Source organism: Collinsella aerofaciens, from assembly GCF_039752955.1.
GTDB lineage: Bacteria > Actinomycetota > Coriobacteriia > Coriobacteriales > Coriobacteriaceae > Collinsella > Collinsella aerofaciens_BI.
This window is the reverse complement of the sequence record NZ_JBDMHB010000044.1, coordinates 4,576-15,506: the sequence shown is the minus strand read 5'-3', so window position 1 is coordinate 15,506 and position 10,931 is coordinate 4,576. Positions and strand designations below refer to the sequence as shown.

At 54.4% G+C, this 10,931-nt stretch carries 6 protein-coding genes and 2 pseudogenes; 2 read left to right on the top strand and 6 right to left on the bottom strand.

All coding sequences use genetic code 11. From position 1 onward, the window contains the following. The 5 genes and pseudogenes from ABHR75_RS08530 to ABHR75_RS08515 all read right to left on the bottom strand — a co-directional run. Positions 1 to 944, bottom strand: a pseudogene (locus ABHR75_RS08530) (hypothetical protein); the annotation flags it as partial. 169 nt (positions 945 to 1,113) lie between these two features. Next, positions 1,114 to 2,067: a PspC-like choline-binding domain-containing protein gene (locus tag ABHR75_RS08525; protein WP_229028348.1), complete on the bottom strand. Its 954-nt coding sequence runs from the start codon at positions 2,065 to 2,067 to the stop codon at positions 1,114 to 1,116. A gap of 27 nt (positions 2,068 to 2,094) precedes the next feature. Continuing rightward, positions 2,095 to 2,658 (bottom strand): annotated as a pseudogene (locus tag ABHR75_RS09950) (glycoside hydrolase family 25 protein); the annotation flags it as partial. Positions 2,659 to 3,112: 454 nt separating this feature from the next. Next, complete coding sequence (locus ABHR75_RS08520; RefSeq protein ID WP_346964110.1) at positions 3,113 to 5,344, bottom strand: N-acetylmuramoyl-L-alanine amidase family protein; 2,232 nt, start codon at positions 5,342 to 5,344, stop codon at positions 3,113 to 3,115. Positions 5,345 to 5,403: 59 nt separating this feature from the next. Then, entirely contained in the window at positions 5,404 to 6,435 is a 1,032-nt protein-coding gene (locus tag ABHR75_RS08515; protein WP_346964109.1) for a hypothetical protein, read from the bottom strand. A gap of 549 nt (positions 6,436 to 6,984) precedes the next feature. Here ABHR75_RS08515 and ABHR75_RS08510 point away from each other — a divergent pair. Further along, positions 6,985 to 7,434, top strand: coding sequence for a DUF4869 domain-containing protein (locus tag ABHR75_RS08510; protein WP_138112761.1), 450 nt, complete (start codon positions 6,985 to 6,987; stop codon positions 7,432 to 7,434). After that, positions 7,434 to 8,411, top strand: coding sequence for a translation initiation factor 2 (locus ABHR75_RS08505; RefSeq protein ID WP_117746656.1), 978 nt, complete (start codon positions 7,434 to 7,436; stop codon positions 8,409 to 8,411). Before ABHR75_RS08510 ends, ABHR75_RS08505 begins: the two co-directional genes overlap by 1 nt. Here the strand turns inward: ABHR75_RS08505 and ABHR75_RS08500 are convergent. Next, positions 8,408 to 10,894 carry a glycosyltransferase family 2 protein gene (locus ABHR75_RS08500; RefSeq protein WP_138112763.1) on the bottom strand — a complete coding sequence of 829 codons (2,487 nt, stop codon included), beginning with the start codon at positions 10,892 to 10,894 and terminating at the stop codon, positions 8,408 to 8,410. The genes ABHR75_RS08505 and ABHR75_RS08500 overlap by 4 nt on opposite strands. Positions 10,895 to 10,931 lie beyond the last annotated feature (37 nt).

The window sequence follows — 10,931 nt, the reverse complement described above, 5'->3', positions numbered from 1 at the left end:
AGCCAGCCGGAGGCGAGGGCGCCGGAGCCAGTCGCGTAGTACCAGGTCCCGCCGTCGAGGACCCATCCGGTCGCCATCGCGCCGGAGGCGCTGAAGCAGTACGCTGAGCCGTTGCACGCGTGGAGGCCCGTCACCATGGCGCCGCCCGCGTCGGGGTCGAGCCAGTACCAGGAACCGCCGGTGTAAAGCCAGCCGGTCGAGGCGATACCGTCAGCGAACCAGTACCAGGAGCCGTCGACGAAGCCCCAGCCGTTAAGAGGGCCGCAGCTGCCGAAGTAGCGGCGGACGCCCTGCGCATCAGTCTGGTAACCCGTCAGCATGGCCCCCGTCCGGGCGTCGAAGCAGTAGGGCACGCCGCCGACGGATACGGGGCCGCGCGCCAGCGCGCCGGAGCCCGTCGCGTAGTACCAGGTCCCGCCGTCGAGCACCCAACCGGTCGCCATCGCGCCGGACGAATTAAACCAGTACAGGGAGCCGTTGCACTCGTGAAAGCCCGTCGCCATGGCGTGCGTCGAGGGATCGAGCCAGCACCACGCACCGTTTAGGTTGAGCCAGCCGGAGGCCAGCGCGCCTGAGCCCGTCGCGTAGTACCAGGTCCCGCCGTCGAGCACCCATCCGGTCGCCATCGCGCCGGAGCCATTGAACCAGTATGCGGAGCCATTGCACTCATGGAGCCCGATGGCCATGGCGTGCGTCGAGGGATCGAGCCAGTACCAGGCCCCATTGGTATAGAGCCAGCCAGAATGCAACGAGACCGGATTGACTGAATCCACATAGAACCAGTTGCCGTCAAACGCATTCCAACCCAGATTCCATTTAACGGATTCTTGAGCAGGACCATCATCGATTGAATCGGAAGGAGAAAGAGTCGAGGGGACGGATTGCCTCTCAATATCAGTAGGGATAGAGGAGCTTATGGGTTCTGCGTTCGCGATATCAACCACACCGGGCCCAGCGAGCAGTAGGGTTGAAAGAATGATTAGGATTAATATTATTCGCTTTTTCCTTGCCATGTGCAGCCCCCAGTAGTAACCAATTTTTACATAAACATAGTCTACAAATGGATGGCTAAGAGCAATATGTAATTAGAAAAAAGCAATTAAAGAAGAGCTGCTAGCCAAGCCATACACCATTGCTAGCAAAAGAGTATTGCACCCCATCGATTTCTTGAACACCCGTAGTCATTGCGTGCGTCGTGGGGTCAAGCCAGTACCAGGCGCCGCCGACGTATGCCCAGCCGGAGGCCAGCACGCCTGATCCCGTCGCGTAGTACCAGGTGCCGCCGTCGAGGACCCAACCGGTCGCCATCGCGCCGGAGGCGTTGAACCAGTACGCGGAGCCGTTGCACTCGTGGAGCCCAGTGGCCATGGCGTGCGTCGAGGGATCGAGCCAGTACCACGCACCGTTTAGGTTGAGCCAGCCGGAGGCGAGGGCGCCGGAGCCAGTCGCGTAGTACCAGGTCCCGCCGTCGAGGACCCATCCGGTCGCCATTGCGCCGGAGCTGTTGAACCAGTATGCGGAACCGTTGCACGAATGGAGGCCCGTCGCCATGGCGCCGCCCGCGTCGGGGTCGAGCCAGTACCAGGAGCCGCCGGTGTAAAGCCAGCCGGTCGAGGCGATACCGTCAGCGAACCAATACCAGGAGCCGTCGACGAGGCCCCAGCCGTTAAGGGGACCGCAGCTGCCGAAGTAGCGGCGGACGCCCTGCGCATCAGTCTGGTAACCCGTCAGCATGGCCCCCGTCCGGGCGTCGAAGCAGTAGGGCACGCCGCCGACGGAAACGGGGCCGCGCGCCAGCGCGCCGGAGCCAGTCGCGTAGTACCAGGTGCCGCCGTCGAGGACCCATCCGGTCGCCATCGCGCCGGAGGCGTTGAACCAGTACATGGAGCCGTTGCACTCGTAGAGCCCGGTGGCCATTACACCGCCCGCGTCGGGGTCGAGCCAATACCAGGCTCCGCCCTGGCGCAACCATCCGGTATACGCTTTGCCGTCAGAGGTTGCGTAATACCAAGTGCCCTCTTTTAACTGCCAGTAATAAAGAGAGACATCAACATACGCGTAATTCATATCAACATTTCCGCTAATACCAGAAACTTTTCCGCGGCTTGTATACTGCCAAAAGCTGTAACTGGCGGTATAGTGACATTGGGAGTTGTATTGAGCAATCCAATGATCCCAAGAACCGCTTTTAAATACAGGGTCGGTCAATATATTGTTAAACCAATTTAGGTTTGCATAAATGCCTGGCTTATATCCAGCACTAGAAATCTTATTACAGAATGTCTGAGCTCTAGATGCAATTCCGGATTGACGACCATCTGCAATAATTGTCTTGTCCTCAAGATCGTAATACACCGGTAGCCTAGGATTGTGCCCCGATAGGCAGTCAATCACCATGGACGCCTCATCGGCTGCCTGTTGATTATCAAAAGCATATGAATAGACATAGACGCCGTAGGGAATTCCGAGTCGCTCGCACTCAGAAATATTTCGATTAAATTGATAGTCAACTCGACCGCCGAAAGACGGAGCGCCAAACCCAACGCGCAGAATAGCGAAATCGATGCCAGAAGCTTTAACTGCGTCCCAATCAATACGCCCTTGGTGCTCGCTGACGTCAATGCCCTGAGCTGTAACCCCATCGGGAAGAGCGTCCATAGACAATAAAGCTATTCCGTCTTCTTCGGAAGAAGCATCATCTGAAACTAATTGTCCACCCTCATAACGCCAAGAATTCTCAACCAGAGTCTGAGCAGCCTCTGCATCCGCAGGGCATACAAACATAGAAACGGGCGCAAAGAGCATCAGCACCAACAATGCCGAAAACAACTTAAGATGTTTGTTCATGTAAACCTCGTCATTCGCTCTTGATTGCGTCTAGCTTACAGCATAGCTATGAAAGATTCCCGAACATCTAACAGGACAAGATGCCATCTAGGACAATAAATAGTTGGGCGCAATGCTGCAAAGAAAAGAAGAACTTACCGGCAGGGTTGAACCCGCAGGCTCATTGCCCCCTCCTCTTGCCCCCAAGAATACCGACTTCAAATAAACTTTCAAACCAGATGTCAAAAAGGTAGGGGGTCCAGAGAGTCCCCTACAACTCGGAATTCTAACGAATCAGTATTACTTTCGATGGGCCCAAAGCGGTCAAACCGGAGATGCGATTTCCATAACCATCACTATGCCAGAACAAATTTTCGCTCGGCGAATTGCCCCAGAAAAAGCCAATGTGGCTATCGTCCGCATATGGGTTGTAAGGATTGAAGAACACAATGTCCCCCTTACGAGCCAAACCACTACGTAACAACTCATCAATAGAGTTGAAATAAGTCACGTTCGCACACGTATCGATAGCGTAGCCGTACCAACGATAAGCGTTTACGCAGCCGCCCCTTCCGGGACCTCCACTCCAAGGGGAATGGCTCTGCTCGGCGGCAATGGGAGCTAAATTCCCGCCCGCCTTCATATATGCATGCGATACAAATCCACCACAATTCATGCCCGTATAACCGTCCCAACGCGGATCACCCTTTGGGTACATGCACGTTTCCTGGCTGAGATGCGTGTCGTAGCGTGTTCCACGGTAATAGCCGTCGTTTTCGTGGCTCATAAGCCAATTGACCAAGCTGGACCTATTGACCCCCAAAACAGAACCAGACGTATTCAACCATGCACCACTTGCATTGAAGTAATAGTCAACGCCATCGATTTTCAGCCACCCGTTAGCAAACATGGCACCCGAAGGCTGGAGCCAGTACCACGTACCGCCGTCATTAAGCCATCCAGTTTTCATCTTGAATGTGGAAGGGTCCATCCAATACCACGCACCGTTGACATATTGCCAACCAGACTTAAGGACACCATTGGAAGATGCGTAGTACCAAGTATTGCCACTTTCGTCAGAAGCGTCTTTCGACATAATCCAACCAGACGCCACGTTAACGACACCATTCGCATCCGCATAGAAAACCGCATCTCCAATATGAATCACACCTGGCAATGAAGACGAGTCAGTACGATCAGCGACTACAGGAGATCCATCAGATGAAGTAGGCAACGGCTCGCTCAGTGCTCCAGACGAATTCGCCCATACCATACCATCGTTCAAGTTGATCCAGCACGAAGATGCCATTGCACCGGAATCATAAGAAAAATAGCGCTTGCTTCCTACCGCAAATTCACCAGTACGCATTGCGCCGGATACATCATCAAGGTAATACCAGGCGCTTCCGGACTTTATCCATCGCCCTCGTTGAATAGCTCCGTTTGATGCGGCGTAATACCAAGTACCATCAGCAAGTGCCCAGCCTGTTGCCATGGCACCTGAGCTCGTAAGGAAATAGGTGGACGAGCCCACTTGCACAAAGCCCGTGAGCATAATATGGCTTCCTGGATCCAGGTAATACCAAGAATTCCCTAGAAGTAACCAACCTCCATGCAGTAAGCCGTTGGAGTCAGCGTAATACCAGTTGTTGTCAATAAGTGCCCACTGGGAGGATAGCATGGCCCCTGAACTGTTAAAGATATAAGAGGTGCCATTGCATTCATTCAGCCCGGTGGCCATAGAACCGTCTGCAGGATCAAGCCAGTACCAACGACCCCCATCCGAGAGCCGGCCCTTTACCAGAGCGCCAGAGCCGGAAAAATAATGCCAGACAGAAGCATCAAGATGCCATCCGATAAGCATTGCACCAGAAGAAGAGAATCCATACGTGGCTCCCCCAATCTGCAGCATCGCATCGTGGACCATCTTGCCCTCATCATCCAGCCAATACCAGTTGCTGCCGTCTGAAAGCCAGCCTTTTACCATGGCGCCAGAACCGGAGAAATAACGCCAAGCAGAAGTGGAGCCCGTAGAATCTAGGTACCAGCCGACACGCATTGCGCCCGAAGAGGAGAAGGCATACGTCGCACCCCCGACTTGAACCAACCCATCCTGAGCCATTCGACCTTCGTCGTCGAACCAGTACCAGCTACCGTCTATATGTCTCCAAGAAGAAACAGCGATTGTTCCGTCGGACAAGCCCCAACGCCAAAAACCAGCCCCTTCTTCGGGTGATATCCACCCCTGATGCCAAATAATTTGATTCGAAACCTCGGAAGGGGTCTCATTATCCACCTGAGAGTTCTGCTCGACAGCGAAGGTCGATTCGCGCTGAGCATCAACGCCTGACTCGACAGAAGCAATAGCAACGTTAGATGCGGGACCTTCGTCAGTGTTATTCGAATCAAGGGCGTATAACATCGAGGGCGAACCCAAAAGGAGCCCAAAAGAAATGAGGCCCGAAAAAGCCAGCACTCCGAATGACCATTTCTTCATAACAGCACGGTATCCAATCACGCAGCGGCCCCGTCGCTTCAGGGCAACGGGGCCTCAATCAAAACTAGCTCAGTAATGTGCTAGCCAATTTGCTGGCAGTTTTTGCACTCTCGTGAAGCGCCACGCCTCTGGGCCTCCTGAATAGAGATCTGCGAATAGCCCTTTGCGTCCTTACCAACGGTACGGCACTTATGCGTATGGTAAACATCGCTACCGTTCTTATACCAAACTAAACCGTAGCCCGGAATCCACTTGCCGTCCTCGCCGACATAGTAGGAGCCAACCCAGGCATTCGTAGCCATGGCACCGGAAGACTGGAGGTAGTAGTCGCCGACCCAGGCGTCGTGAGCCATAGCGCCGGAACCGCTAAAGTAGTACCAGGCGCCGCCGACCTGACGCCAGCCGGTGGCCATCGCGCCGGAATCGTCGAACCAGTACCAAACTCCACCAACGTTAGCCCAAGAGTTAGAGGCCATAGCGCCCGAACCTCCGAGCCAATACCACGTGCCGCCATTGCTGAGCCAGCCGGTTGCCATGGCGCCCGAACCGCTCGCATAGTACCAAGAGCCGCCTGCCAAGAACCAGCCAGTGGCCATTGCACCGGAGTCGCCGAACCAGTACCAGGAGCCGCCGAGGCTGCGCCAGCTGTTAGCGACCATGGCGCCCGAGCCGTCGAGGTAGAACCACGTACCGCCGATGTTGAGCCAGCCAGTGACCATCGCACCGGAGGCATTAGTGTAGTACCAGGTACCCGAATCGTTGATCCAGCCAGTCAGCATGACCCCAGATTCGTTGAAATAGTACCAAGCCCCGCCGAGATTATGCCAACCGGTCAATAGCTCACCGTCGGAGGTCGCATAGGACCACTTTCCGTAGATGGAGTCGTAGAACCAGCCACTATGCTGCATGCGGCCATCGGCGTTGGCACCAGGGGTGTTCAGGAAGTAGTTCTTGCCGTCAATCTGAACTCGGCCGTATGCCATATCATGGTTTTCGGGATAGAAGTAATACTTGTCCCCACCGATAGACTGCCAGCCCGACACCGCGGTCCCGTCAGCGCCAAAATAGTACCAGACAGCTTCGTATTCGTTATGCCACTGGTTCGTGACCATGGCGCCAGTTTCGGGATCGAAATAGCGAAGGTTGCCGTCCTCGCACCGAACGAGTCCAGTCTTCGGACGACCGTCGGAACACCATTCCGTAATCGGTCCACCGCCTCCGCCACCGCCAGCAATATCAGCAAATGAGGGCGCCGGGGCAACCGTCATGCAGGCAGCAGCAAATGCAACAACTCCCAGCACTGTTAGTCCGTGCCATCTTTCTCGAAGGTTTTTCATACGACATCCTTTTTCCGAGATTTAAGGCTCTCTTAAGTTATTTTTAAACTATCAATTCAGTATTTCAACGGGAAATCGATAAAAGGTGTCTTTGTGACTGCAATTTAAATATGAGTCGCCACACCTCAACCGTTACGCTAAATAGCTTCTAAGGCAAACTTAGCGCATGAGCGAACTGATTAAACGAGTGAACTGAATAATAAAGCAACAAAATACAAACCTTGGTCATCAATCACATCTACCGCGGGCCGATAACGCCCGCCTCATGTGCTGCGATATAATCAATCTCACTAGATGCCAAATCAGCAAGCCGAAGGAGCTGACGTGCTAACAATTCACTATGGTGATATGGAAAACGTTATCTACAACACGTCCGTTTACTTCGATAACGTATATTCGCCCCAGTGGTTTCAAGACTCCTTTGCCCAAAGGGTCATAAAATCCATCGACAAAGGCACCGTGGTAGGCCCCAATGCAATCGATACCAAGATTCTAGGCATCATTCCTCCCGAGAAACTATCCAGCGGCACCAAAACGCTACTGCTTATGTACTTTATGCCGCAGAATATATATAACGCCTCAAATTGCGGTGATAATTGCGCCTACTGGATTCTGAGGATCGCCGCGCAAAAGGATCTAACAATCAATCTCTACCACATAATGGATTTTGGAAACGGCAAATTCACGGTAACCATTGCAAATACGGGCGATATAGTCCACACAATGTTTGACCTTGTCCCCATAGCTGGAAAATGCCTAAGGGAGAACTCCTGATGCGCGGATCATACAAGGTAATTATTCAAAATAACCGGGTTCAGTTTAAACTGACCATCAATAGAAATCTGACCATCATCCAAGGTAACAGTGCTACAGGCAAGACAACTCTGCTTGATATGGTGGCAGCTCACGAAGAGCTTGGGGCACAAAGCGGCGTAACAGTAAGTTGCAAAGTGCCCTGTAAAACAATATCTGGAAAATATTGGCGTAGAGATCTCCAAGAGATTTCCAGCAGTATTGTTTTTATTGATGAGGGCAATACTTTTGTTCGATCAAGAGAATTTGCCCATGAAGCAAAGCGTAGCTCAAACTACTACGTAATTGTCGCCAGAGAGTCACTGCGCCAACTGCCCTATAGCGTTGATGAAATCTACGGTCTTAAGAACACCAACCGAACCACAACGAAGTATCCCGTTTACTCTCGTGTCTACACCTCTACATATCGTATTTACGGTGATACTGATTTTAGAGGCGAGAGGCCCGAGCTTGTCATTGTCGAGGACACAAATTCGGGCTACGAATTCTTCAGTTTGCTATGCAAAAAGAGCAGCATTAAATGCATCAGCGCGGGAGGCAAATCAAATATTTGCAACTGCATTATGGACGCACCGGAAAACGACATCCTCGTGATTGCCGACGGTGCCGCCTTTGGACCAGAAATTGCGGAAGCAGCTGCTCTATTGCGCCGAAAGAACATCAAGCTATTCCTACCGGAATCGTTTGAATGGCTCGTGTTGAAGTCGGGATTATTCAACAGCAAACACATTAAGGACATGCTGCTTAACCCCGCTGAACATATCGAAAGCTCAAAGTTCTTTAGCTGGGAGAAGTTCTTTACTGCAGAACTCATCGAATGCTCACGAGACACACGTTTTCGATATGACAAGAGCTGCTTGAACGAGGAGTACCTGAACCCCACCGCTCTTGCAGCTCTGGAGGATACTTTGCCGGACCTTGGCATTACTTCGCACTAAAACGAGAAGTACTCACTGTCGGAGGATAGGTTTGGTCCGAGCCACGGGTCGCCATCGAGGAAGAACTCAGGCCAGTGCTGCATGAACAGCGCCTGCTCACGCTTCCAGCGGCGCAGCTTTTCCTCGTTGGCCTCTTCCCTGCCGCGCGAGGTGAACTCGTAGTGGTACAGCTCGGCATAGGGCGTAAAGATGGTGCGGTAACCCGCCTCCCACACGCGCAGGCAAAAGTCTGCGTCGTTAAAACCGACGGCGAATTCCTCGTTGTAGCCGCCGACGCGCTCAAATACGTCGCGTCGCACCATCTGGCAGGCACCCGTCACGGCGCTAAAGTTGCCCGGGCGCACGGCACGGGCAAGATAGCCCTCGCGCTTTGCCGAGAAGTCCTGGTTGGCATGGGCAAGTGCGCCACGCACGCCAATCAAAATGCCGGCATGCTGCACCAGATGATCGGCAAAGTAGAGTTTGGCGCCCACCACGCCCGCATCGGGACGCTGCAGATAGCCCATCATCTCTTCGATAAAGTCCGGGCTTATGACCTCGGTATCGTTGTTCAGCAGCAGCAGGTAGTCACCCTTGGCGTGCTTCACACCAAAATTGATGATCTGAGAGTAATTGAACTCGCCCGGCCAGTACACAACGCGCGCGATGCCCTTGCCTTCGGATGCTGCAGCCACGCGCTCTGGCAGGGTTTCGTAATACGCAAACGTCTCCGGGGCTTCACTGTTGTTCTCCACCAAGACGATCTCGTAATTGGTATACGTGGCCTTCTGGGCGATCGACATCACACAGGCATCGAGCGTCTCAATGTGATCCTTGGTGGGGATCACAATGCTCACCAGCGGCGCAGGCTCCGGCAGCGCATGGCGCATGCGGTAGACAAACGGCGTCTCGGTCTCCTCGACCGTTCCGTGAACGCCCAGCGCGTTAAAGTGGCGCTGCAGCGCAAGACGACCCGCTTCAATGGCATACGGCTTGCTATCGGCAGAGCCATCGGCGGTCGATCCCGGATGCACGCGCCAGTGATACAGCACATGCGCAACGTGCTCAAAGCGCGCGCCGGCTGCAAGGCAGCGAAGCGTCAAGTCGTAGTCCTGGGCGCCCGCAACGTCTTCTGGGGACATACCAATGTGATCGATGAGCGCCTTCTCCACCATCAGGAAATGCGTCACGCAGTTATGGCTATAGAGCAGGTCGACGTTGAGTACGGTCTTAAAGACCGGCTGGCCCCACTCCCCCGTTTTCTGGAACATGTCCTCATCACAGAACAGGACCTGGGGACGCTCGCCCTCGGCCGCCTTGTTCAGCGCGGAAACATACTGGAATAACGCGTCCGGTTCCAGAATGTCATCGTGGTCCAAGAAAGCGATGTAGTCGCCTGTCGCTTGCTCGATACCTGCGTTGGTGTTGACCACAATGCCGCCGTTGCCGGGAAGCTCGATGCGACGGATGCGCTCGTCGTTGGCACCTGCCGCAAGGGTGGCCACCGCGTCCCATTCGGGCGAGGCGTCCATAAGCAGCAATTCCCAGTTGTCATAGCTCTGGGCTTGCACCGATTCCAGCAGCTCGCGCAGGTAGACCCGATCAGTCTTGTAGCACGGCACCACAATGCTCACGAGCGGTCTATAGGCAAAGGCCGCCGAAGCGACACGCTGGCACGCCAAATCGCCCGGCTTTGCGCGATGCTGCTCAAACCAACGTCGATAAGCTGCGTCGTCTGCACGCGCGTCCTTCATACGGTTCCAGCTGTCGTCGACCATGCCGTTGTACAGGCGACCATCCATGGCGCAAAACCCGCTTTGGATCCGCTCTGTGGGATCGCTCACGATCGCGACAAAATCTCGTATATCCTGAGGCATCTCAACGCTCAGAAACGTTTTATTGACGCGGCATCCGTCCTGCTGCGGCACATCGACCTGCGACTCAAACACATGCACGGTGACATCGATGGCATTCATATGCGTATCGGAGATCTGGAACTCGGGTGCGCACTGGGGGTCTCCCGCCCAGGTAACCTCATAGCGCCACACCGCGCCGGAGTCTGCCGGCAAATAGCGAATGGCATCGATCTCGTAGCGACCGCAGCATTCGCCACGCTGCGCATCGCGGATAAGCGCGCACAGCGCAGGCTTTGCTTTGTAGTTAATCTTGGATTCCAGCTTGGCCACGCGGCTATCGAGGCGAATAGAGCCCAACCTTTGACCACCGGATGCAAAAACGACATCCATCGACGAGCCATCCAAAAACGGAAGTACCATGACGGCGAGCTCGCGCTCGTAACCGGAAACGGAAGGGCAAAGCGCCAGCACACGGCCATGATCGACCGGGAGCACCAGCGACGGCACACGAGAACCGCTCGTCGTCGCATGGACAAACGCTTGAGAACCCTCCCGCTCAATAAGCGCGGCGACATCCTGACCGGCAAAACGAAGCAGCACAAACAGACGGCCCTGGCTGCGGCAAAGTGCCAAACGTTTGATACTCATCTACACTTCTCGCTTTCCCAGGGCGTTCGCTGCCATG